The 22,088-nt window shown below is 69.7% G+C and carries 27 protein-coding genes and 1 riboswitch; of the genes, 18 read left to right on the top strand and 9 right to left on the bottom strand.

From position 1 onward, the window contains the following. The 4 genes from ACS5Q7_RS15235 to ACS5Q7_RS15220 form a co-directional block, all read right to left on the bottom strand. On the bottom strand, window positions 1-575 hold a 575-nt coding region (locus ACS5Q7_RS15235; protein WP_478340126.1), incomplete at its 3' end, for a 1-deoxy-D-xylulose-5-phosphate synthase N-terminal domain-containing protein. A 38-nt stretch (window positions 576-613) separates the two neighbouring features. Continuing rightward, window positions 614-874, bottom strand: a complete 261-nt coding sequence (locus ACS5Q7_RS15230) for an exodeoxyribonuclease VII small subunit (protein WP_478340125.1) — start codon at window positions 872-874, stop codon at window positions 614-616. Between the two features lie 135 nt (window positions 875-1,009). Next, window positions 1,010-1,522, bottom strand: coding sequence for a tyrosine phosphatase family protein (locus ACS5Q7_RS15225; protein ID WP_478340124.1), 513 nt, complete (start codon window positions 1,520-1,522; stop codon window positions 1,010-1,012). Between the two features lie 74 nt (window positions 1,523-1,596). Next, window positions 1,597-1,821 carry a hypothetical protein gene (locus tag ACS5Q7_RS15220; RefSeq protein ID WP_243957119.1) on the bottom strand — a complete coding sequence of 75 codons (225 nt, stop codon included), beginning with the start codon at window positions 1,819-1,821 and terminating at the stop codon, window positions 1,597-1,599. A gap of 269 nt (window positions 1,822-2,090) precedes the next feature. Here ACS5Q7_RS15220 and ACS5Q7_RS15215 point away from each other — a divergent pair, with 269 nt between their 5' ends. The 4 genes from ACS5Q7_RS15215 to ACS5Q7_RS15200 all read left to right on the top strand — a co-directional run bounded on the left by ACS5Q7_RS15215 (window position 2,091) and on the right by ACS5Q7_RS15200 (window position 6,561). After that, complete coding sequence (locus ACS5Q7_RS15215; RefSeq protein ID WP_478340123.1) at window positions 2,091-2,648, top strand: metallophosphoesterase; 558 nt, start codon at window positions 2,091-2,093, stop codon at window positions 2,646-2,648. 331 nt (window positions 2,649-2,979) lie between these two features. Beyond that, window positions 2,980-4,668 carry a methyl-accepting chemotaxis protein gene (locus tag ACS5Q7_RS15210; protein ID WP_478340122.1) on the top strand — a complete coding sequence of 563 codons (1,689 nt, stop codon included), beginning with the start codon at window positions 2,980-2,982 and terminating at the stop codon, window positions 4,666-4,668. 661 nt (window positions 4,669-5,329) lie between these two features. Continuing rightward, window positions 5,330-5,686, top strand: a complete 357-nt coding sequence (locus ACS5Q7_RS15205) for a hypothetical protein (RefSeq protein ID WP_478340121.1) — start codon at window positions 5,330-5,332, stop codon at window positions 5,684-5,686. Window positions 5,687-5,868: 182 nt separating this feature from the next. Beyond that, window positions 5,869-6,561, top strand: coding sequence for a 50S ribosomal protein L25/general stress protein Ctc (locus ACS5Q7_RS15200; protein ID WP_478340120.1), 693 nt, complete (start codon window positions 5,869-5,871; stop codon window positions 6,559-6,561). Between the two features lie 66 nt (window positions 6,562-6,627). Here the strand turns inward: ACS5Q7_RS15200 and pdxH are convergent, their stop codons facing one another. Then, window positions 6,628-7,260, bottom strand: coding sequence for a pyridoxamine 5'-phosphate oxidase (pdxH, locus tag ACS5Q7_RS15195; protein ID WP_478340119.1), 633 nt, complete (start codon window positions 7,258-7,260; stop codon window positions 6,628-6,630). A 162-nt stretch (window positions 7,261-7,422) separates the two neighbouring features. Here pdxH and ACS5Q7_RS15190 point away from each other — a divergent pair, with 162 nt between their 5' ends. Continuing rightward, complete coding sequence (locus ACS5Q7_RS15190) at window positions 7,423-7,869, top strand: RT0821/Lpp0805 family surface protein (RefSeq protein WP_478340118.1); 447 nt, start codon at window positions 7,423-7,425, stop codon at window positions 7,867-7,869. A 42-nt stretch (window positions 7,870-7,911) separates the two neighbouring features. Here ACS5Q7_RS15190 and ACS5Q7_RS15185 read toward each other — a convergent pair whose 3' ends face one another. Continuing rightward, window positions 7,912-8,220, bottom strand: a complete 309-nt coding sequence (locus tag ACS5Q7_RS15185; protein WP_478340117.1) for a hypothetical protein — start codon at window positions 8,218-8,220, stop codon at window positions 7,912-7,914. After that, window positions 8,217-9,128 carry a C40 family peptidase gene (locus tag ACS5Q7_RS15180; protein ID WP_478340116.1) on the bottom strand — a complete coding sequence of 304 codons (912 nt, stop codon included), beginning with the start codon at window positions 9,126-9,128 and terminating at the stop codon, window positions 8,217-8,219. The genes ACS5Q7_RS15185 and ACS5Q7_RS15180 overlap by 4 nt, the downstream gene beginning before the upstream one ends. Before the next feature lie 258 nt (window positions 9,129-9,386). Here ACS5Q7_RS15180 and ACS5Q7_RS15175 point away from each other — a divergent pair, with 258 nt between their 5' ends. Further along, window positions 9,387-9,719, top strand: coding sequence for a hypothetical protein (locus ACS5Q7_RS15175; RefSeq protein ID WP_478340115.1), 333 nt, complete (start codon window positions 9,387-9,389; stop codon window positions 9,717-9,719). Between the two features lie 87 nt (window positions 9,720-9,806). Here the strand turns inward: ACS5Q7_RS15175 and ACS5Q7_RS15170 are convergent, their stop codons facing one another. Beyond that, a complete protein-coding gene (locus ACS5Q7_RS15170; RefSeq protein ID WP_478340114.1) occupies window positions 9,807-10,529 on the bottom strand; it encodes an MgtC/SapB family protein in 723 nt (240 codons plus the stop codon). A 202-nt stretch (window positions 10,530-10,731) separates the two neighbouring features. Between ACS5Q7_RS15170 and ACS5Q7_RS15165 the strand changes: the two genes are divergently transcribed. The 9 genes from ACS5Q7_RS15165 to crcB all read left to right on the top strand — a co-directional run bounded on the left by ACS5Q7_RS15165 (window position 10,732) and on the right by crcB (window position 18,756). Next, entirely contained in the window at window positions 10,732-11,736 is a 1,005-nt protein-coding gene (locus tag ACS5Q7_RS15165) for an AAA family ATPase (RefSeq protein WP_478340113.1), read from the top strand. 71 nt (window positions 11,737-11,807) lie between these two features. Then, complete coding sequence (locus tag ACS5Q7_RS15160) at window positions 11,808-12,662, top strand: DUF58 domain-containing protein (RefSeq protein WP_478340150.1); 855 nt, start codon at window positions 11,808-11,810, stop codon at window positions 12,660-12,662. Between the two features lie 156 nt (window positions 12,663-12,818). After that, on the top strand, window positions 12,819-13,283 hold the full coding sequence (locus tag ACS5Q7_RS15155) for a DUF4381 family protein (RefSeq protein ID WP_478340112.1): 465 nt from the start codon (window positions 12,819-12,821) through the stop codon (window positions 13,281-13,283). Continuing rightward, the gene (locus tag ACS5Q7_RS15150; RefSeq protein WP_478340149.1) at window positions 13,283-14,290 is read left to right on the top strand and encodes a VWA domain-containing protein; all 1,008 of its coding nucleotides are present in this window, start codon (window positions 13,283-13,285) and stop codon (window positions 14,288-14,290) included. Before ACS5Q7_RS15155 ends, ACS5Q7_RS15150 begins: the two co-directional genes overlap by 1 nt. Next, window positions 14,287-15,213 (top strand): vWA domain-containing protein, encoded by a 927-nt coding sequence (locus tag ACS5Q7_RS15145; RefSeq protein ID WP_478340111.1) that lies wholly within the window; start codon window positions 14,287-14,289, stop codon window positions 15,211-15,213. The genes ACS5Q7_RS15150 and ACS5Q7_RS15145 overlap by 4 nt, the downstream gene beginning before the upstream one ends. After that, window positions 15,213-16,118 carry a tetratricopeptide repeat protein gene (locus tag ACS5Q7_RS15140; protein ID WP_478340110.1) on the top strand — a complete coding sequence of 302 codons (906 nt, stop codon included), beginning with the start codon at window positions 15,213-15,215 and terminating at the stop codon, window positions 16,116-16,118. Before ACS5Q7_RS15145 ends, ACS5Q7_RS15140 begins: the two co-directional genes overlap by 1 nt. 152 nt (window positions 16,119-16,270) lie before the next feature. Next, the gene (locus tag ACS5Q7_RS15135; protein ID WP_478340109.1) at window positions 16,271-17,503 is read left to right on the top strand and encodes a hypothetical protein; all 1,233 of its coding nucleotides are present in this window, start codon (window positions 16,271-16,273) and stop codon (window positions 17,501-17,503) included. 161 nt (window positions 17,504-17,664) lie between these two features. Then, a complete protein-coding gene (locus ACS5Q7_RS15130; RefSeq protein WP_478340108.1) occupies window positions 17,665-18,177 on the top strand; it encodes a hypothetical protein in 513 nt (170 codons plus the stop codon). A gap of 40 nt (window positions 18,178-18,217) precedes the next feature. Further along, window positions 18,218-18,293, top strand: a riboswitch (Fluoride riboswitch). Between the two features lie 73 nt (window positions 18,294-18,366). Next, window positions 18,367-18,756 carry a fluoride efflux transporter CrcB gene (gene crcB / locus ACS5Q7_RS15125; RefSeq protein ID WP_478340107.1) on the top strand — a complete coding sequence of 130 codons (390 nt, stop codon included), beginning with the start codon at window positions 18,367-18,369 and terminating at the stop codon, window positions 18,754-18,756. Window positions 18,757-18,864: 108 nt separating this feature from the next. Here the strand turns inward: crcB and ACS5Q7_RS15120 are convergent, their stop codons facing one another. Continuing rightward, complete coding sequence (locus ACS5Q7_RS15120; RefSeq protein WP_478340106.1) at window positions 18,865-19,695, bottom strand: pyruvate, water dikinase regulatory protein; 831 nt, start codon at window positions 19,693-19,695, stop codon at window positions 18,865-18,867. A gap of 454 nt (window positions 19,696-20,149) precedes the next feature. Here ACS5Q7_RS15120 and ACS5Q7_RS15115 point away from each other — a divergent pair, with 454 nt between their 5' ends. From ACS5Q7_RS15115 to ACS5Q7_RS15105, 3 genes are read left to right on the top strand one after another with little or no spacing between them, the layout of a single operon-like run. After that, the gene (locus tag ACS5Q7_RS15115) at window positions 20,150-21,250 is read left to right on the top strand and encodes a uroporphyrinogen decarboxylase (RefSeq protein WP_478340105.1); all 1,101 of its coding nucleotides are present in this window, start codon (window positions 20,150-20,152) and stop codon (window positions 21,248-21,250) included. A 4-nt stretch (window positions 21,251-21,254) separates the two neighbouring features. After that, window positions 21,255-21,686: a protoporphyrinogen oxidase HemJ gene (gene hemJ, locus ACS5Q7_RS15110; RefSeq protein ID WP_478340104.1), complete on the top strand. Its 432-nt coding sequence runs from the start codon at window positions 21,255-21,257 to the stop codon at window positions 21,684-21,686. A gap of 36 nt (window positions 21,687-21,722) precedes the next feature. Beyond that, window positions 21,723-22,067 (top strand): lysozyme inhibitor LprI family protein, encoded by a 345-nt coding sequence (locus ACS5Q7_RS15105; RefSeq protein ID WP_478340103.1) that lies wholly within the window; start codon window positions 21,723-21,725, stop codon window positions 22,065-22,067. The last annotated feature ends 21 nt before the right edge of the window (window positions 22,068-22,088 follow it).

Here is a 22,088-nt window from a genome sequence, read left to right as displayed (position 1 = left end):
TCGTTGTCGTTGAGGATGACGATCAGGCGCGAGTGCAGGGCGCCGGCATTGTTCATGGCCTCGTAGGCCATGCCCGCCGACATCGAGCCGTCGCCGATCACCGCGACCATGTTGCGGCGCTTCAGCGTCTGGCCCCTGGCCTTCGCGGCGGCGGCATCGAGGTCGCGGCCGACCGCCATGCCGAGCGCGGCCGAGATCGAGGTGGAGGAGTGGGCGGCGCCGAACGGATCGTAGACGCTCTCGCTCCGCTTGGTGAAGCCCGACAGGCCTCCTCCCTGGCGCAGGGTGCGGATGCGGTCGCGGCGGCCGGTGAGGATCTTGTGCGGGTAGCACTGGTGGCCGACATCCCAGACGATCCGGTCGTCGGGGGTGTCGAACACGTGATGGAGCGCCACGGTCAGCTCGACGACGCCGAGCCCGGAGCCGAGATGGCCGCCGGTGATCGACACGGCGTCGATCATCTCGGCGCGCACGGCATCGGCCACCGCCTGCAGCTCGCCTTCCGGCACCGTCCGCAGATCCGACGGCTCGTTCACACGATCCAGCAACGCTGATTGCTCAGGGGTGATCGCCACGGTCAAAACCTCATTTCCCACGGGACCGACCCGAGACTTCACGACACGTCGAGGGGCGCCACACCCTCCGCCCGCCCCTCGGCGGTGAGGGTGATCCGCTGGATCCGCGCCTCGGCCTGCTTGAGCAGGGCCTCGCAACGCCGCTTCAGTGCCTCGCCGCGTTCGTAGATCGCCACCGATTCGTCGAGCGGCACGTCGCCGCGCTCGAGCTTGCGCACGATCTCCTCGAGATGCTCGAGGGCCTTCTCGAACGGCAGGGCATCGATCAACGGGTCGGTCGCTGGTGTCTCTGCGGTCATCCCTCACTCAATCCTTTGTCCGGTTCTAAGGCGGCTTGCGAAGCGGGGACAACCCGGCCCGGCCGGAGCCGGACCCGTCATCCGCCGCTTTTGCCCGGAACGGGCGCGTTTGCGCCACACCCGATCCGGGCGGAATCACTCCAGGGCGAGGCTGAAGGGCGTGCCCTCGAAAGCTTCGGCGCCGCGCCCGATCCGTTCGATGGCGGCGACCATCCGGCCCTCGCGCCCGAGCAGCCGGTCCGCGATTTCCACGAACAGCCGGTTGGGGGTGGCCGAAGGCGAGGCGGCGCGCAAGGCATCGGCGATGGCGCCCTCGTCCCGCTCCGGCGCCAGGGCGCAGGCGGCGATGTAGGCGGCGGCCGGCGAGCGGCTGATGCCGGCATAGCAATGGATCACCAGCGGCTGCTCGCGCGGCCAGGCGCGGATGAAGGCGAGGAGCGCCGCCACATGCTCCTCGCCGGGCAGGACATGGCCCGCCTGCGGTGCGGCGATATCGCTCACGCCGATCGTGGCGTGGTGCGCGGCCGCGATGGAGGCCGGGCGCTCGACCGGCATCCCCACGGTGACGAGGGTGAGGAGATGGCTCGCTCCCGTCGCGAGGACGGTGTCGGGCAGGCGCGAGAGCGGGCAGACGTGCAGGGTCGGCATGGTCCGCCCGTGACGTGGGATCGTGTCCGATCGAGGGCGGGAGGTGTCGGGGCCAAGCCCCGACAGACGTCCGGTCAGGCGGCGTTGACGGCGAGCGCGTGCGGATTGCCCGCGAGGCCGGCGCAGAGGTCGTCGATCTCGGTGAGATCCAGGGCGTCGCCGGTCTGGCCGGCGATGGTGTCGATCAGGTGGTCCTGACGCGGGTCGAACGGATGACCCTGCATCCGGTAGAATTGGTAATAGCGCAAGGCGGCGAGGACGGTGTCGCGTTCTCGGTCGGTTACGGTGAAGTTCTGCATGGGTCTTCGCTTCCCCTTGTGGCTTCAACGAACGCCTGGACCGGACCGCGACGCCTCGGACCAAGCTTGGCCTTTGTAGCGTGGATGTCACAAGCTGGACAGTTCTTGACAGATCGCGCCGACGTGATTCGTTTTCGTTAGGATTTTCTGCCGTGGCGCTTCGCCAGCGGATTCGAGACTGTGCGAGACTTTAAGCCGCTGTCTTTTTCGCCTTGCGCGCCGCGCCTGAGGCTCCACCTCGTCCGGGACGGAGCACGCAGCCGGAGCCGATGGCGACTTTCTTCACCGCCGACACCCATTTCGGGGACCCGCATGTCCTGCGTCATGCCCGCGCGCGGTTCGGCACGGTGGAGGCCCACGACGCGGCCTTGATCGACGCCTGGAACGCGGTGGTCGGGCCGGAGGATGTGGTCTGGCACCTCGGCGACTTCGCCGTGGAGGCGAGCCGGGAGCGCTGCGCCGCGATCTTCTCCGCGTTGCGCGGGGTGAAACACCTCGTGCGCGGCAACCACGATTCGAACCGCATCCTCGACCTGCCGTGGGCCGAGCCCCCGGCGGAGAGCGTCCGCCTCACCGTGACGGACGGGACGGGGCGCGACCGCCGTCTGTTCCTGTCACACTACGCCCACCGCGCGTGGCCCGGCCTGTGGCGCGAGACGCTTCACCTCTTCGGCCACAGCCATGGCTGGCTTCCGGACACCAGCCGCTCCTGCGACGTGGGGATCGACGCCTGCGATGCGCGGCCGGTCGATCTCGACGCGATTCTCCTGCGCCTGCAGGCAGCGGAGCTGGTGCCGGAAGAGTTGGCCCGGCACGGGATGCGGTGAGGCAATGCTGTCTCGTCCTCGCCGGGCCTGGACTGCTTCCGACCCAGTGAGGCCGCTCGATCTGCATGGATGAAGTCTCCCCAGCGGACAGCGATCATGGGGGGCAAGCCTCTTTTGTGCTGGCCTTGATGCTGCGATTTGTTTCCGTGTTTTGCCAAATTCAGCGGGTTGTGCCGCCATCTATAGAAACTTAACGCTCACATTTTCGTGACACCAGGCGTGAGCAAAGTAAAAATTTTATCAATAAGTTGCAGCCAATGCTTTCGATACTTGATAGCAAGCGGCTGCACGTGCGGTGCGGCGCTGCATTTCTCCCGCGCGAAAGCCGTCCATGCGCATCCGTCTATCCCTCAAGGCGTCCCTCGCCCTCGCCTTCGGCTTCCTGGCTCTCATCACGGCCGGCCAAGGCTTTCTGGCGATCACCAAACTGTCGACCGTGCGTCACTCCGTGAGGGAGGTCGCCTCGAACTGGCTGCCGTCTGTCATCGCCTTGAACAATATCAGGGACGCGGCAGCCGACATGCGGATCAAGCAGCTGCGCCTGTTCGCCTTCTCGACCGAGACACCGGCGGAAGAGATCAAGAACCAGCTCGATCTCGCGAGCGCGAAGCTGACACAGGCTCGGAAGACCTACGAGCCGATGATTTCGTCGGCGGATGAGCGTAGCCTGTATGACGCTTTCGCGGCGAGCTGGAGCCGCTATGAGGCGACGGAAGCTCAGGCCATCAAGTTCGTCGAAGGCGGCCAGTCGGCCAAGGCGTTCGCCTTGATCGCCAAGCCCGAAAACATCCAGATCTATAACGACGCGCGCGAAATCCTGGTCCGCAGCGTGGCGCTGAATGACGGTGGCGCCCGAGCCGACGCCGACCTGGCGTTGTCCGGGGCCGATGCCGCCACGCTGGCCGCCTACGTCACCATGGCACTGGCGATCGCCGCCGCCGCGAGCGCCGCAGCGTTCGGGTTTTTCCGGATCTCCCGCCCCATCGAAACCATCACCGGGACGATGGCCCATCTGGCCGGAGGGGACGCTACGGTGGAAGTGCCCTACCGTCAGCGGGGGGACGAGATCGGAGCGATGGCGAGCGCCGTACAGGTGTTCAAGGACAACCTGATCCGCACCCGCCAACTCGAGGCCGAGACGGCTGAGGCTCGCCTCGCCGCCGAGGAGCAGCGCAAGCGCGCCATGCGGGAGATGGCCGACGGGTTCGAGACGGCGGTCGGCGGCATCATCGGCATGGTGTCTTCGTCGGCGACCGAACTGCAGGCGACCGCGGGAGCCATGAGCGGCACCGCCGCGGAGACCGCCTCGCAATCCGCGACCGTGGCTGCGGCGGCCGAGGAAGCGGCCTCGAACGTCAACACCGTCGCGGCGGCGGCCGAGGAACTGGGATCCTCGGTGCAGGAGATCGGCCGGCAGGTCGACGGCTCGGCGAATCTCGCCCAGCGGGCCGTCGCGGAGGCCGACCATGCCGGGGTGATGGTCAATGACCTCAACACCGCCGTGGCCAAGATCGGTGACGTGGTCGGGCTGATCTCGAACATCGCGGGGCAAACCAACCTTCTGGCGCTCAACGCGACGATCGAGGCGGCGCGCGCCGGGGCGGCCGGAAAGGGCTTTGCCGTCGTGGCGGCCGAGGTGAAGGCCCTCGCCGAGCAGACCGCCAAGGCGACCAGCGAAATCTCCGGGCACATCCTTCAGATCCAGTCCTCGACCGGGCAGGCCGTCGCCTCGATTGGCGATATGACCGGGCGCATCCGCGAGATCAGCGGCGTCGCCACCTCGATCGCCGCAGCCGTCGAGGAGCAGGGAGCCGCCACGCAGGAGATCGTCCGCAACGTCGCCCAGGCGGCGGCGGGCACCGGAGAGGTGACGGGCAACATCGCCGGGGTAGCGAGCGCGGCGGAAGAGACCGGGGCGGCAGCGAGCCAAGTGCTCGGGGCGGCCTCCGAACTCTCGCGCCAGTCGGAGCACCTGAAGGCCGAGGTGACGCGCTTCCTCGCGACCGTCCGCGCGGCCTGATCCCGACGCGTCAGCCCCTGACCTCGCGGTCAGGGGCTGACGGGCCTCGATGTCCGCTTCCACTCTTCGACGCAGAAGCGGACAGGACGGAATCGACTCGGAGTTGTTCCGGCACGGTACGCGGTGAGGTCGCGGTCACAGCGAAGTCACGGCAACCTGCCATCCAAAGATGTTGCCGTTTCACCCCACCTCGATAACGCCGCTCGCCTTAATGGGCTTGCAAGAAACAAGCTAATATCACAAGCTTCGTGCATGACGATCCATCGACCCATTGACTCAACTGTGCAATTTGAAACTGTATACAGCGATCTTGTATACTTCCAGTGGAAATCTGACGGGATCATAACGGATTTTTATATCCCTAATGACTTGGAAAACTTACTACGGGTGACTTTCGATGACTGTTGTATTGTTCGTATCTTGGACGAATTCCCGCTAAGTACAGAAGAAGATATCTCGCAAGGCTTAGTTTGCAATCATTTTGCCTATGAGGCGACGGACTCGATCTTCGAACGGACCCAGTCAGCGACTTGGAAAGAAGTATTTTTTCCAGTAAAGCATTATCGGTTCATCACAGGACTTGGATGCCTGGATGTTCTTTCTGCAGCGCAACCGAAATTCTTAGTTATTAACAAATCTATCTCGCCGAATTAGTGATATAATGAAGAACATTCAGATTATTGACGGCGCAACGAATGCGACTTTCAGCGTTTTTCAAGTCAACGATGACGATTTTCTTTCGATATTTCCCAACGGTCAAGACATGGAATTGATAGAAGATTTAATAAAAAGACTCGGTCAACGTAAGGTTAAAAATATTCTACAGTCAGTCTGGAACCAGCCTGTTTTGAAAAGAGATGTGCAGGGAATACACGGAACTCTATATTACGACAATGAACGCAGAATTATACCTGCAACGAAGCGGGAAGTGGATTGGAATGATTCCGCAATCAATCAGGCACAGCGTGAATTATTTTCGCACCATCGTAGGCAGGAGGGTTCGATATCCGTTGAATGATGCGGCTCAGAGCTAAGCCGGCGCTGCATTCCAAACGATTGCCATCCTACCCCCTTTTCGTGTATGGCCACCCCGCGCCCCCGAGACACCCTTGGAGGCAGGGGCGCGCCGGGAAGGCTTGAGCCGTCCGCTTCGGGCGGCTTTTTCGCGTTCCGGCTCCAGCTATCTGAAGGATCACGCCTATGAGCGCCATCAAGTCGCTTGAGGCCGTGGCACGCGACCGGGTCGGCAAGGGGGCCGCCCGGGCCGTTCGTCGCCAGGGCCAGATTCCCGCCGTCGTCTACGGCGCGGGCCAGCCGCCGGTCTCCATCGCCATCGACCTCATCCGTGCCCGCACGCTGATCTATGCCGGCGGGTTCAAGACCACCGTGTTCGAGATCGCCGTGGGCGGCCGCAAGCTGCGCGCCATCCCGCGCGACTTCCAGCTCGATCCGGTCTCCGGCGTGCCGCTGCACGTCGACTTCCTGCGGGTCGTCTCGGGCCAGACCGTGACGGTCGCCGTGCCGGTGCACTTCGTCAACGAGGACGCGGCCCCGGGCATCAAGCAGGGCGGCGGCACCCTCAACATCTCGCACCACACCCTCGAGCTCGACGTCGCCCCGGACCAGATCCCGGATGCCATCGAGGTCGACCTGACCGGCCGCCAGATCGGTGACGTGATCCACGTCTCCGACATCAAGATCCCGGCCGGCGCCTACACGGGCGAGGCCAGCGATCCGGTCGCCAACATCGTCCCGCCGACGGTGCTGGGCGCCGAGGTCGAGGCCGAGGAGGCCGCGATCGCCGAGGCGCAGTCCGCCGAGGCTGCCGAGGAGAAGGCCGAGGCCGAGGCCGAAGCCGCCGAGGAGAACAAGGCGGACGATTCCGAGGCCTGATCGCCCGGCCCTCGCCGCCAACGACAACAGCCCCGGCCTCGCGGCCGGGGCTTTTTCATGCCCGCCTCACGGGTAGAGGCGCGTCCCCCGCCAGCCCTCGCCGTCACGCACGAACCGCACCCGGTCGTGCAGGCGGAAATCGCCGTTCTGCCAGAACTCGATGGTGGTCGGCAGGATGCGGAAGCCGGTCCAGTGCGCCGGGCGCGGCACCGGCCCCTCCCCGACCCGCTCGGTCACGGCGGCGACCTCGCTCATTAGCGTCTGCCGGTCGGCGACGGGGCGGGATTGCTGGCTCGCGATGGCCCCGATGCGGCTTTCCCGGCGGCGGCTCGCGAAATAGGCGTCGGCCTCCGCGTCGGTCACGCGCTCGACGGGGCCGCGCGCGCGGATCTGCCGCCGCAGGCTCTTCCAGTACAGGACCAGGGCGGCCTGCGGGTTGGCGGCCAGTTCCTCGCCCTTGGTCGATTGGGTGTTGGTGTAGAACACGAAGCCGCGCTCATCGAAGGCCTTCAGCAGCACCACCCGCACGTCGGGCAGGCCGTCGCTGCCGGCGGTGGCCAGCGACATGGCGTTCGGATCCTCCGGCTCGGCCGCCTCGGCCTCCTTCATCCAGGCCGCGAACAGAGTGACCGGATTCTCGGCACGGGTGAAATCTTCCGGGATCGCGGGAGCCGGGCCACCGATCGTTAACTCGTTCAAGGGAAGACTCCTGGCCTGCCACGTCCGGGGCCTGAGGGGGCAACGGCGCGTCCGTCGAACGCAAAAGACCGCCGTTGAGTCAGGTGTGATGGTCTGATGGTCTCGCGTCACTGTAAAGGTCTCCGGACCCTCGTTCCGGCGGGGGCAGCCCTGTGCCTGGGCATGAGCGTCGCGGGGTGCAGCCAGCCGCTGCTGCTGTTCCGCGGCACGCCCGAACCGGCGGTGGCCGCCGCCGTCGAGGAGCCCCTGACCACGGGCAGCATCGCGCCGCCCAAGACCTTCGGGCCGGACCTCAACGGCGAGGATTGGCGGCGGGCGCAGGCCGCGCTGACGGTCGCCCTCGACCCGCAGGGCAACGGTCGCCCGGTGAAGTGGGACAACCCCGATTCCGGGATGCACGGCTCGGTGAACCCGACCGGCCTTCCCTACGTGGCCGAGGACCGGATCTGCCGGAACTTCCTCGCCTCAGTCATCGGCTCGGAGAAGAGCCGCTTCGTGCGCGGCACGGGCTGCAAGCCCTCGGGCGGCGAATGGACGCTGCAGGCGATGCACAGGGCAGCTGCCCCGGGCAAGGAACTCGGCAAGGGCCAGGACAAGGCGGACGAGTGAGGGGCGGGCGGCCCCGATGAGCCGCCCGCGACGGGGCCGACCTCAGTAGGGGTAGCCGTAATAGGGTCGCATGCGCAGCCGGCCGGCCGGCTCGGGCTGCGGGCCCGGCGGCCGCGCGTAGCCCTCGGCCGCCTCCGGCGCGTAGGTGCGCAGATAGGGGTCGTAGGCCGGGTCACGGTAATTGCCGTTGTTGACGCCCGCCGAACGATCGTTGCCGTTCAGGGCCGAGTACGGCGAGAGGCCGCTGCCGGAATTTCCGCCGCCACCCCCGCCGCCGAAGGCCAGGGCCGCGCCGGGCAGCATTGCGAGCAGCGCACCGCCGAGGGCGAGGCCGATCCGAGTACCAGTCATTCCAGGTCTCCGGGTTGGTGAACTTGACGGTTGAACGGGTGCGCCGGGGTGGCGGTTCCTGAAACGGGCCGGCGGACAGATGTCACGGGGCCGTAGCTGTTGGCGAGGATGCGCGCCCGCGCATCCGCCAGGGACTCCACCGCCACAGCCATGTGGTGGCCGTTGGCGTGGATGAGGCGCATGGCGTCGAGCATCATCCCGACATGGCCGCGCCAGAACACCAGATCCCCCCGCTCCAGCGCGGCGGGGTCGTCCGGCAGGGCGATGCCGAGGCCGCGCTCCTGCATGTCGGCGTCGCGGGGGCAATCGTGCCCGGCGAGATGCAGGCAGAGCTGCACCAGCCCCGAGCAATCGAGCCCGAGACTCGTGCGCCCGCCCCAGAGATAGGGCGTGCCGACGAGCCGCTCGGCGGTGCCGGCGACATCGGGGGCGATGAACCCCGTCTCGCGGCAATGGGCGGCGAAGACGAAGCCGGCGGACGTCGCGAGATAGTCGCCCTCCCGGCCGGTCGCCGTGAGACGGGCGCCGAGGCTGAGATGACCGAGCGGCGGTCGCTTCAGGTCCGGCGCCGGATAGAGGAAGCTGCGCAGCGCCGTGACCACATGGGTCGGGTCCGGCCCGGCCGGGCCGAGGCTGCCGGCGGGCAGGTAGCCGACATAGCCGTCGCGCTTCAGCTGCACGAAGGCGTGGTCGCCCTCTTCCGCATAGAAGGTCACGGCGTCGCCGAGCAGCGCCTCGGTCTCGGTGCCCGCTTCGGCGGAGGGCGAGCGCCGGAGTGGCGCCGACGGGACGGTGACGCGCCGCGCCTGCCCCTCGACGAAGCGCGCGGCCTCGACCCGGCCGCGCAGGCCCGCATCGGCCAGATGCGGCCGGGCGGGCGTGAGGCGGGGATCGAACGGCATGGTCATGGCGGCAGGATAGGCGCTGGCGGGTTAACGCGAAACGCGGCCGTCATGCGGAAGGCTTGACGAGACCGCAGGAGAGGCGGACAGAGGCCGCGCCTGATGCGGCATGGCGTCGCGCCAGGATGCGGGGCGGAGCCCCATCCGTCCATCCGCACGAGCCCTGCGAGCGAGCAGGGACCCTGTGATCACCATCGTTTGATGCACTGCACAACCGGCCCCAGGCGCGCTATGCTTGCCGGCATGAAGACCGCGAGTCGCCCCGTGAAGAAGACACAGAAGAGCTTCGCCGACCTTCCGCCGATCCGGGTGCGCCGTGAGCCGCCGACGATCGTCGAGGCGGTGGCCGCCGCCCAGGACCTCGCCGACGAGGTCGAGCAGCAGGTCGAGATCGCCGCCGGGCTGATCGGCCTCCCGGCCGACGAGGTCCGCCCGCACGTCCTAGCCGCCAAGCACGCCAAGCCGGAGCGGGCGCCCGAGCGCATCCTCAGCCACGCGAGCCCGAGCCGCGCGCCCCGCACAGTCATCGTCGAGCGCCGCACCCGGCCGACGGTGGTGGTCGAGCGCCGCAGCCGGCCGCTGACGCCGCACCGCTGATCCGGTTCGGAGCCTCTCACGACGCTCCCGCTGCGCGACGCGGCCGGAGGGAGAACGCCCGGTGGTCGGGAGTGTCGTACGGAGCTCTCAGTCGGCCGTCGTCTGGCTGGTCCAGGTGGCGTGGCGGATGCCGGGCGCCTTCTCCAGCTCGGCCGTGACCGCGTCGAGCTCGTCCGGCTCGACGGCGCTGGCCGTCAGGGTAGCGATGACGTCGACCGCGTCTTCGCCCCGCTCCTCGATCTCGATGGCGCTGACGGGGTAGTTCGCCGCCTCCAGCCGCTCGATCAGCAGGTCCTGCGCCGGCCCTGTGGCGCCGGGCGTCGTCGTCACCTGGACCTCGTAGGTCGCCTCCGTCTCCGATTCGCGGATCGGCAGGCGGTCGATCAGCTTCACCAGGGGGCGGAGCGCCGTGTTGCAGGCGAGCACCGTCGCGGTGACGAACAATGCCTCCATCGGCATGTCCGCCCCGGCGAAGGCGCCCACCGCCGCCGAGCACCAGAGCGTCGCGGCGGTGTTGAGGCCGCGCACGTTCATCCCCTCCTTCATGATCACGCCGGCGCCGAGGAAGCCGATGCCGGAGATCACGTAGGCCACCGTGCGGGTGCCGCCCTCGCCGCCGGTGAGGCGCATGCCGAGATCGACGAAGGCCGAGGCGCCCACCGCCACGAGCACGGCCGTGCGCAGGCCCGCCGTGCGCTGGCGGTACTGCCGCTCGGCACCGATGAAGGTGCCGAGGCAGAAGGCGACGAGGAGGCCGAGCGCCGATTTCACGGGCTCGGGCAGGTCGGCGTAGGAAAAGTCGAAATGCATGACGGGCCGCTCATCCTCCGCGCCCGTGAAGAAACCGTGACATGATGCCCGCAGAGGGCTGATCCCCCACAGGATTGACGGGCACCCGGCCTGCGGGCACACCCGAGACGGCTTCGAGAGAGCCCGTCCATGAGGCGGGACCCGGCCGTGAGGAGACGTGCAGGATGCCGGATTGCGCCGACCTGTCGGGACCAATCCACTCATGAGCGGCGCGGCCCTCGCCGACCGTCCCGCGCCGGGAACCGATCCCTCCGGCCTGCACGGGCGGGTGCTCGCCCTGCGCGACGGGCTGGAGACCGGCCTGATCGGCGCCTCCGGCCTCGTGGAGCGGCTGCTGATCGGCCTCCTCACCGGGGGCCACCTGCTGATCGAGGGCGCGCCCGGCCTCGCCAAGACCCGCGCGGTGAAGCGCCTCGCGGAGGGGCTCGACGGCTCCTTCGCCCGCATCCAGTGCACCCCGGACCTGATGCCCGCTGACCTCACCGGCACCACCGTGTGGCGGCAGGATAGCGGGCATTTCGAATTCCTGCCCGGCCCGCTCTTCCACGCCCTGGTGCTGGTGGACGAGGTGAACCGCGCACCCCCCAAGGTGCAGTCGGCGCTGCTCGAATCCATGGCCGAGGGGCAGGTGACGGTCTCCGGCGAGACCCACCGCCTGCACGACCCGTTCATGGTGGTGGCCACCCAGAACCCGATCGAGCACGCGGGCACCTTCCCCCTGCCCGAGGCGCAGCTCGACCGCTTCCTGCTCCACGTCGTGGTGGACATGCCCGACGCGGCCTCCGAGCGGGCGATCCTCGACCTCGTAGAGGGCGAGATCACCCACCGCATCGCGCCGATGCCGATCCGCCTGTCGATGGCGGACGTGCGCGCGGCCCGCGAGGCGGCGCTCGCCACCTACGTCTCCCCGGCGCTGAAGGACTACCTCGTGCGCCTCGTGGCGGCGACCCGCACCGACGAGGCCGCGCCGGACCTGCGCGGCGCCATCGAGCACCCAGCCTCGCCGCGCGGGACGCTGGCCCTGATGATGGCCGGCAAGGCGCGGGCGTGGCTGCGCGGGCGCGACCACGTCATCCCCGAGGACGTCACCGAGCTGGCGCGGGACGCCCTGTCCCACCGGATCGGCCTGACCTGGCGGGCCTCCGCCGAGGGCAAGACCGCCCGGGGGCTGATCGACGACCTCGTGCGGCGGGTGAAGGCCCTTTGAGCCGAGGCACGGCGGCCCCTTCCCGAGATCCGGCCCAGGATCCTGTGATCCACCTCTCGGGCGAGGCGCTGATGGGGCTGCGCCACCTCGCCCGGCGGGGCGCGGCGCCCGTGACTCGCACCCTCGCCGGCCTGCCGGGGGGCATCGTCACCAAGCGGCGGGGCCGGGGTTCCGAGCCGGAGGACGTGCGCCTCTGGGCCGAGGGCGACGACCGCCGCCACATCGACCGCAACGCCACCGCCCGCACCGGGCAGTTGCACGTGCGCACCCACCACGACGAGCGCGACCGGGCGGTGATCCTCCTCGCGGATTTCCGGCCCTCCATGCTGTTCGGCACGAAGCGGACGCTGCGCTCCGTCGCGGCGGCGGAGGCGCTGGCCCTCCTCGGCTGGCGGATCGTCGCCGATGGCGGGCGCGTCGGCCTCGCCGTGGCGAGCGCCGCCGGAGAGCCCACCGTGCTGCGCCCGGCGGGGGGCGAGCGCGCCATGGCCTCCGTGACCGGCGCCCTCGCGGTGGCCCATGCCCAGGCCCTCGAGGCGGCGCGGGCGGAAGACCCGCCCCTCGAACCCCTGCTCGGCATCGCCGCGAGCCTCCTGCCGTCCGGCGGCCATCTCGTCATCGCCAGCGCCCTCGACGCCCCCGGCCCCGATTTCGAGCGCCTGCTCGGCCTCGTCTCCGAGCGGGTCTCCGTGCGCCTCCTCCTGGTGAGCGACGCCTTCGAACGCGCCCGGCGGCCGGGCTTCTTCCCCTTCGCCCTCTCGGACGGGCGGCGCGGCTCGCTCCGGGCCGACGGCACGGGGGAGCGGATGCTCGACGCCCGCCTCGCGGATTACGCCGCGCGCGGCATCGCCGGCCTGCGCCTCGACGTGGAGGCGGGGCCAGAGGCCTACGCGCCGCTGATGGAGCGGCTCGATGCCGTGCTCTGAGCCTCCCCTCCGCCGCTTCGTCCTTGCGAGCGCAGCGAAGCAATCCAGGGACGCGCGACCTTCGGAGACGTCCCGCTCCCAGGGGTCGCTTCGCTGCGCTCGCGATGACGGCAATGCGCGGAGGGGCGGTGCGCGGCTTCGGCGGCGGGGGACCCTATGACTCCCGCCGACGCCCCCGCGACCCTCGACCAGTTGCGCGGCCTGCACCTGCCGGGCGGCGCGAGCGGCCCCGTGCCTGGGGAGATCCTGCTGGCGCTCGTCCTCGGCTTCGGCGCCGCCCTCTTCGTCGGGCTGCTGCGCGTCGTGGTGAGCCGGGTTCGGGCCAGCGTCCGCCGGGCGGCGCTCGCCGACCTCGCCGGGAGCCGTACCCTCGCCCCGCCGGAACGGATCCTCGCCCAGGCGCGGCTGCTGCGCCGCCTCGTGCGCACCCTCGACGGCGACGAGGCCGCCTCCGCCCACGGCGCGCCGTGGGCCGCGCGCCTCGACGCGCGTCTGCGCACCGACTTCTTCACCGCCGGCGCCGGGCGCGTGCTGGTGGATGGGCTCTACCGGCGCGAGGTGCCCGACCCCGCGCTCCTCGACGCGGAGCTGACCCGGCTGATCGGAAGGCTCAAGGCATGATGCCCGGCTGGCTCGCCGCCTTCGTCTCCGGCTTCGACCTCGCGGCGCCCTGGCTGCTCCTCGCCCTGCCGCTGCCGCTCCTCGCCGCGCGGTTCCTGCCCCGCGAGCAGGTGGAAGGCGGCGCCCTGCGCGTGCCCGGAACGCTCGCCGCGAGCACGGGCACCGGCCACGAGGGCGCGGGGCGCGGCCGCCGCCGGGCCGCCCTGGTCTGGGGATTGTGGATCTGCCTCGTCGCCGCCCTCAGCGGGCCGCGGGTGGTGATGCCCTCGGCGGCGCTCCCTGCTTCGGGGCGCGAGATCATGATCGCCATGGATCTCTCCGGCTCCATGGAGCGGCGGGACTTCTCCCTCGATGGCGAGACCGTGAGCCGGCTGGCGGCGGTGAAGCGCGTCGGCGCCGATTTCATCCGCCGCCGGGCGGGGGACCGGATCGGCCTCGTCCTGTTCGCGGACCAGGCCTACGTCGCCGCCGGGCTGACCTTCGACACCGCCTCCGTCGCCCGCGCCCTGGAGGAGGCGACGATCGGCATTTCCGGCCGCTCCACCGGCATCGGCGACGGGCTTGGTCTCGCCCTGCGCCGCCTCGACCCGCGCGACGCGCATATCCCGGAGGGGCGCCCCGCCGCGACCAAGGCCGTGGTGCTGCTCTCGGACGGCGCCAACAACGCCGGCCAGACCGCCCCGAAGGACGTGGCCGACCTCGCCAAGGAGATCGGCGTGCGCGTCTACACGATCGCGCTCGGCCCCCGCGACCTCGCCGACGCCGATGGCGAGCAGGACGTGGTCGACAGCGAGACCCTGAAGGCCATGGCCGAGACGAGCGGCGGGCGCTTCTTCCGGGTGAAGACCACGGACGACCTCATCACCGTCGCCGCCGCCATCGACACCCTGGAGGGCGGGCGCACCCCGCCCCCGCCGCTGCCCCTGCGCAAAGACCTGTGGGTCTGGCCGGGTGCCCTGGCACTGGCCTTCGCCGTGGGGCTGCTCGCCGTGCGGAGGGCTGCATGACGCTCGCCGGCCTCACCCTCCTGCGGCCGTGGTGGCTCGCGGCGCTCCCCATCGTCGTCGCCCTGGCGCTCTATGCCGTGCGCCGGGCGGCGCCGCTCGGCGATTGGGGCCGGGAGGTCGATCCCGCCCTGATGGCCTATCTCTCGCGCACCGGATCGGTGCTCGGGGGCAAGCGCGGCGCCAACCTCGCGGCGGGGCTATGCGCGGCGGGGCTCGTCCTCGGCCTCGCCGGGCCGGCGGTGGAGCGCCGGGACACCGGCACGTTCCGCAACCTCGACGAGACGATCCTCGTCGTCGACCTGTCGCGCTCGGTCGCCGAGGGCGGCAACCTGCAGGGCGTGCGCGAGGCCGCCGCCTCCGTCGCGGAGGCCGCGGGCACCCGCCCCGTCGCCCTGGTGATCTATGCGGGCGACGCCTACCTCGCCGCCTCACCCACCACCGACCGGGACAGCCTCGGCACCACGCTCTTCTCCCTCGACGCCGACACGGTGCCCGACCGGGGCAGCCACCCCGAGCGCGGCCTCGCGCTTGCCAGCCGGACGCTCGCCGAGGCCAACGTGATCTCTGCCGATGTGGTGCTGATCAGCGACGGCGACGGCATCGGCGAGGCCGCCCTGCGCGAGGCCGGGGCGATCCGCGCCCGGGGCTGGCGCCTCGACACCCTGTTCGTGCCCGCCACCAAGGCCCTGCCGCCGGGCGTGCCGAAGCCCGATCCGGCCCCGCTCCAGCGCCTCGCGGCGGCGGGCGGCGGCACCAGCGCCGAAATCCGCGCCGCGACCCCGGTGCTCGAGGCCGTCGCGGCACCCACCGCCCAGCACCTCGCGGCCGGCGGCTACGGCGTCGTCGCCTTCGCCGATCTCGGGCGTTGGCTCTTGGCCCTGGCGGCACTGCCCGCCCTCCTCCTGTTCCGACGGAGCGCCTGATGCCGGCCGCCCTCGTGTCACCCCGGACCATCGGCCTGCCGCAGGCGTGGCGCCGGAGCGCGCGGATCGGTGGGCTCGTCCTCGTGGGCGCGGGGATCGTGACCCTCGTCGCCCTGTCGCAGCCGAGGACCGGCGTCGGGCGCCTGCTGATGAGCGTCCACCTGCCCGGCCTCGCCGCGCGGGTGTTCGAGGACCCGGCCTGGCGGGCCGCCGCCCTCTACGAGGCGGGCCGCGTCCAGGAGGCCGCCGCCCTGTTCCGCAACGGCGGGCGCCGGGCGAGCTACAACCTCGGCAACGCCCTCGCCCGCTCCGGTGATCTGGAGGGCGCCGTCGCCGCCTATGACGAGGCCCTGCGCTTCAACCCCCGCGACGCGGACGCCCAGGCCAACCGCTCGCTGATCGCCCGGATGCTGGAAGAGGCCATCGACCGGGGACCCGGCGGCGGCATCGCCAACGGCACCGCGCAATACGGCGCCCGCTACAACAACACCGCCAACCACGACCAGAACAACGACATCAACGCCGCCTCCAGCGGCGAGGGCTTGGCCGGCAACCGCGAATCGAACAGCAGCGCCTCGCTGCCCGGCAACAGCGCCGTCGCCCGGCGGGGCCGCTCCGAGCAGGCCGCCATCGACGCGGCCGGCGGCAAGGCGCGCGGCTCGGTGGGTGACGCCGCCGGGCGGGGCCGCTCCGGCACCGGCCTCGCCATGGTCGCCGAGGCCCCCGAGCGCGAGGCCCGTCGGGTGACGAAGAGCTTCGAGGCGCACGAGATCCGCCCCGACCGCCTGTGGCTCCAGACCCTGCCCGACGATCCCGGCCGCTATCTCAAGCTTCGCCTCAAGGCCGAGCAGGCCCGCCGCGTCGAGGCCGGCACCGCCATGCCCGCCGGGAGCAACCCATGGTGATTTTTTGGGACTGGGGTCGCGACCACACCCGCTCCGTCATTGCGAACGCAGTGAAGCAATCCAGGGACACGCCACATCCGGGACGATCCCGCCGCCCTGGATTGCTTCGCTTCGCTCGCAAGGACGGGATGCGCGGAGGGTGGGCTCTCCTCATGGCCGCCTTCCTGATGGCGATCTCCGCGCCGGCGCGCGCCGAGATCGAGCCGGGCGACCTCACCCTCACCGTCACCCCCGAACTGAACGGCGGCGCGGCGCCCTATACCCGCGAGATGGTGCTCCTGAAGATCCACGGGGTCTACCGGCAGCCGATCCTGCTGGAGGAGGTGATCCAGCCGCCGCTCGCCAACTTCACCTGGACGCAGCTCGGCCGCGACCATTGGAGCAAGACCCGGCTCCCCGACGGCCAGACCGCCGTCGCCTTCGACCGGACGGTGGCGATCTTTCCGCACCATGCGGGCGCGTTCACCCTCGAACCCTTCGTCCACCGGCTGACCATCAACGACGTCGGCGAGCGCAAGGTGGTGGACGTGCGCTCGCAGCCGATTCCCTTCACCGTCGCCCCCTGGACCGCCCCGACCGGCGGCCCCGACGCCAAGGAGCCCTGGTGGCTCCCGGCCAAGGACGTGAGCATCACCGATTCGTGGAGCCGCGACCCGGAGACGGTGAAGATCTACGAGACCGTCCGGCGGACGGTGGTCCTCGAGGCGCAGGGGATGCTCGCCGAGGGCCTGCCGCCCCGGCCGGTGATGCGCACGCGCGGCATCATCACCTTCGCCGGGCCAGTGACCCGCGAGACCATCATCACCCCCGCCGGTCCCGTGGCCCGCGCCACCTATGTCTGGGACGTGAAACCCGGCGTGCCGGAGGTGATCCCCCTCGATGCCATTGCGATCCCGTGGTTCGACACGGTCTCGCGCACCATGCGTGAAGCCGAGATCCCCGCCCGCCAGATCGGGGGTGGGCTGCCGGACCGCGAAACCGATGGCGGACAGAACGTGGCGTCGTCCGCGCTGATCGCCGTGGCGGCGGGCGTGCTCGCTTTCGGGCTCGGCCTCGCCCTTCTCGGCTTCCGGCGCGAGCGCGGCGCCCTCCGCCTGCCCGCCTCCATCGCCCGCGATCTGCGCCGGGCCGCCCGTGCCGGTGACGCGGGCGCCTTCCGCGCGGCCGTCGCGGCCGGAGAGGCCGCTCTGCCGGCCCTCGCACGCCGTTGGCGCGAGCGACCCGAGACCCGCGACGCGTTGTCCGCCCTCGATCGCGCCGTCTACGGCCCCGGTTCGGGCGAGGTCCCGGACCTGGCCGCCCTGGCCCGCGCCCTGACGAAGAGCGAGCCCGGCCGGGCTTTCGGCCCCTCCCTCGTGCTGAAGCCGCTCGACGGACCTGCATGATGTTGCCTGTTTTTCAGGCAGGCTGAGGTTTTAAGCAAAAGCCCAAGTCATGGGCAAGCATCAATGTTTTGCACTATCTTGCGTCAACAGCATTCGCTCCATAGACCAGAATTCAACGGACGAAGAGTCCGCGTTTTCGACGTCGCCTGGAGAGAAGAACCATGTCCCACAGCACCGAAGTCAAGGATCGCTTCCGCACCCGCCTCGCCGCCGCCGATGCCCGCAGCAACGGCTTCCGGCAGAAGCTGCTGGATGACGGCACCCGCGCCCTCCAGCCGGTGGTCGAGGTGCTGAACCTGATGGCCGATGTGCTGAACGAGGAACACAATGCCCATGGCAGCATCACGGGAACCGAGTTGCTGATCGACACCGACAACTTCGTCACCCTCTGCGCCAAGCTGCGCGGGGTCGATTGCGAGCAGAAGATCAAGATCAAGTACGGGCCGGAGCTCGGCGGCAAGAATTATATTTCGATTTCCGGCCTGCATCAGCGCTACAACGAGCGCCTTGTGCCGGGTTCGAGCGCCAGCGCGCATATCGGCCGGGTGATCGGCAGCGACATCCATCTCGACGAGCATCGCGGCGCCGACCTCGCGGAGGTGGTCCGGGACGTGATCGAGGATTTCTACGTCGCGCAGATCGAGCAGCGCAGCCACTTCGCCGTCGCGGCGTAGGGGCAGGCCCTTTTCCTCGTCCCGTCCGTGCGTTAACTCTCGGCGGGATGGGGATGGAGCTCCCCGACAACCGCCTTGCCGGATGACCGGCCAGGGCTGATGGCTCCTACCGCAAGGGCGGCTTCCGCCTGCGGTGGGGGCGTGCCCGCATCGCGGCCGGGCCGCCCGTCCAACCGGGACGGGACAGGCATGATCAACACCCTCATCGTTTTCCTCGGCGCCGGACTCGGCGGCGGGTTTCGCCATGGATTCAACGTGGCGGTGGCGCGGTTGCTGCCGGGTCTCGGCTTCCCGGTGGCGACGCTCCTCATCAACGTGCTGGGCTCTTTCCTGATGGGCGTGCTGGCCGAGGGATTTGCCCTGCGCGGCGCGGCGGGCCACCCCGCCCGTCTGCTCCTGACGACGGGCGTGCTCGGTGGCTTCACCACCTTCTCGACCTTCTCCCTCGATGCCATCGCCCTGTACGAGCGGGGCGAGACGGCCCTCTCGGCGGGCTACGTCCTCGCCTCGGTTGCGGGCGGCCTCCTCGGCCTGATTGCCGGCATGGCCCTGGTGCGGGCGGTGCTCAGCGGATCATGACTCCCGCCGTCATTGCGAGCGAAAGCGAAGCAATCCAGGGACACGCCACATTCGGAGACGGCCCGCTGCCCTGGGTCGCTTCGCTTTCGCTCGCGATGACGGTGCGGTTTACTCCGCGATGAACTTCATCCGGTGATCGCGATGCAGGTCGAGGATGGCGGCGGCGGTCTCCTCGATCGACCGGCGCGTCACGTCGATGGTCGGCCAGCGGTTCTTGATGAACAGCCGGCGCGAGGCGGTGATCTCGTCGGACACCGCCTCGCGGTCGACATACATCGAACTCTCGTCGGCGTTCAGGCTCGACAGCCGGTTCTGGCGGATCTGGATGATCCGCTCCGGCGAGGCGAACAGCCCGACGATCAAGGGTTTCCGCGCCGCCTCGATGCCCGGCGGCACCGGCATGCCCGGCACGAGGGGCAGGTTCGTGGTCTTCAGGCCGCGATTGGCGAGGTAGATCGAGGTCGGCGTCTTCGAGGTGCGGCTGACGCCGAGCAGGATGACATCCGCCTCCTCCAGATCCTCCGGCAGGTTGCCGTCGTCGTGGGCGAGGGTGAAGTTCATCGCGTCGATGCGCTTGAAGTACTCGGCGTTCAGCATGTGCTGGGCGCCGGGGCGCGCCGCTTTCTGCGTGCCGAGGTAGGATTGCAGCAGGTCGTGGACCGGCTGCAGCACCGACAGGCAGGGCGAGCCGGATTCCCGCGCCGCCATTTCCAGCCGCTGGCCGAGATCGCCCCCCACCAGGGTGTAGAGCACGAGGCCCGGCGCGGCGCGGATCTCCGAGATCACCCGCTCCAGCTGCGAGGCGGAGCGGACGAGGGGATAGACGTGCTCGATGGCCGAGACGCCCTCGTACTGCGCCGCCGCCGCACGCCCGACATTGATGAGCGTCTCGCCGGTGGAATCCGACACGAGATGAAGGTGGAAGTAGCTGCGGCCCATACGCGGCGTCTCCGGCCGGTTCGGTTATCCAACGGCGACCGCCGAGGAGTCGATAAGTGTGGATAGGCAGGCCTGTCCGGCCGGTCCAGAGCGGAAACGCGTCCGGCTATCGACTCCTGCATACACAGGCCGTCTGATCGGGGCAGATTCCGCGCCCGGTTCGGGAAAAGCCGGACACACGAGCGCCGGACCGGCTCACCACCCGGCGCAAAGCCTTGAGCAGGAACCCTCTTCCATCATCTTCGCGCAAATCCTTTAAAGCTCCGTTAACGGCGCCGAACCGGGGATCGGGTGTGGACACGGTTGCGCTCCCGCTCATCAGCCTCCAAGAGAAAAAACAGAGTCTAAGAATCTCTCTCTTTCTTTATGAGAGGTCCCCTGGGGATCGTCGCGACCGGACCGGTTTGCGAGAAGGCAGGTGCGGGAGCGCATGACGGTTCGAGCGGACAGGACGATGATGCGGGTCCTTTCGGGCGAGGCGGTCTGGCCGCCTCCCGCCTGGATGATGCGCCAGGCCGGACGCTACCTGCCGGAGTACCGGGCCACCCGGGCGACGGCGGGTTCCTTCCTCGACCTCTGCTACACGCCCGACTTCGCCGTGGAGGTGACGCTCCAGCCGATCCGCCGCTTCGGCTTCGACGCGGCGATCCTGTTCTCGGACATCCTCGTCGTGCCCCATGCGCTCGGCCAGGACGTGCGCTTCGTGGAGGGCGAAGGCCCGCGCCTCGATCCCCTGAGCGACCGCGCCGCCTTCGGGCGTTTGCGCGAGGCGGGAGACGGTTCGGTGATGACCCACCTCGCCCCCGTCTTCGAGACGGTGACGCGGCTGCGGGCCGAACTGCCGGCCGAGACGACCCTGCTCGGCTTCTGCGGCGCGCCGTGGACGGTGGCGAGCTATATGATCGGCGGCCGGGGCACCCCGGACCTCGCCCCCGCCCGGGCGCTCGCCGAGGGCGACACGGCCCTGGTGGACGAACTGATCGACCGCCTCGTCACGGTGCAGACCGACTATCTCGTGCGCCAGCTCGAGGCTGGTGCCGACGCCGTGCAGATCTTCGAATCCCATGCCGGCACCCTGCCGAGGGCGGTCCCCGTCTCCGCCAATGTGGTCGAGCCGGTGGGCGACGTCACCGAAAGCGCCCTGCCGGGCGGGGCGACGGCGGACGCCCTCACCCGCTGGTCGCTCCGACCCATCGCCCGGATGATCGCGGGTGTCCGCGCCCGGGTGCCGGGCGCCAAGATCATCGTCTTCGCCCGGGGCTCGGGCATCGACGGCCATGCCCGCGTGGTGCCCGAGACCGGCGCCGACGCGGTGGGTGTCGATTGGGGCGTTGATCTGAAGGCCCTGCGGAGCCGCGTACCGGCCTCGACGGTCACGCAGGGGAACCTGCACCCCGAAACGCTGATCGAGGGTGGCGCGGCCCTGGACGCCGCCGTGGACGGCATCCGCGAGGCCGTGCAGGGATCGCCCCACGTCTTCAACCTCGGCCACGGGATCACGCCGCAGACGCCGGTGGCCCATGTCGAGCGGATGCTCGCCCGGCTCAGGGGCTAGGGGCGTGCTCTACGACTGGATCAAAGCCGGGCACATCGTGAGCCTCATCGCCTGGATGGCGGCGATGCTCTACCTGCCCCGGCTGTTCGTCTACCACGCGAACCTGCCGCCGGGCTCGGAGGCGCAATCGGCGACCTTCAAGATCATGGAGCGGCGGCTGCTCAAGGCGATCATGACGCCCGCCATGATCGCGACCTGGGGGTTCGGCCTGATCCTGGCCTGGATGAGCGGCTACTACGCCGCCCATTGGCTCCAGGCGAAATTCGCCCTGGTGGTGGCGCTGTCAGGCATCCACGGCTGGCTCGCCCGGATGGTGAAGGACTTCGCCGCCGACCGGAACACCCGAGGGCACAAGTTCTACCGGGTGATCAACGAGGTGCCGACGCTGCTGATGATCATCATCGTGGTGCTGGCGACGGTGAAGCCGGGCTTCTGACCGGGAGCCTCCGGCAGGCTCGGCCGTTATGAGCCCATGCGCCCCACGACTTCCACCCTCGCCTTTCTCCTCGTCCTCGCCGGCGGCTCCGCCGAGGCCGCGAGCTTTCCCTGCGACAAGGCCGAGGCCCCTGACGAGAAGGCGATCTGCGCCCATCTCCCCCTCAACGACCGGGACGTCGAGATGGCGACCCGGTTCGAGATCCTGAAGGCGGTGCTGCCGATGGGCGGCCAGTCGAAGCTGCGCGAGGACCAGGAAACCTGGCTCACCGAGCGCCGCACCTGCGCCACCGACGTGGAGTGCCTGCGCAATACCTACGACGCGCGCCTCAAGGTGCTGCGCGGGGTGCTGTCGGAATTCGCCAAGCAGGGGCCGCAGTAGAGCGGGGAGCCCGACGGGCCC

The organism is Methylobacterium sp. Gmos3 (assembly GCF_056430985.1).
The sequence above is the reverse complement of the archived record's forward strand: the minus strand, read 5'-3'. Positions and strand labels throughout refer to the sequence as shown.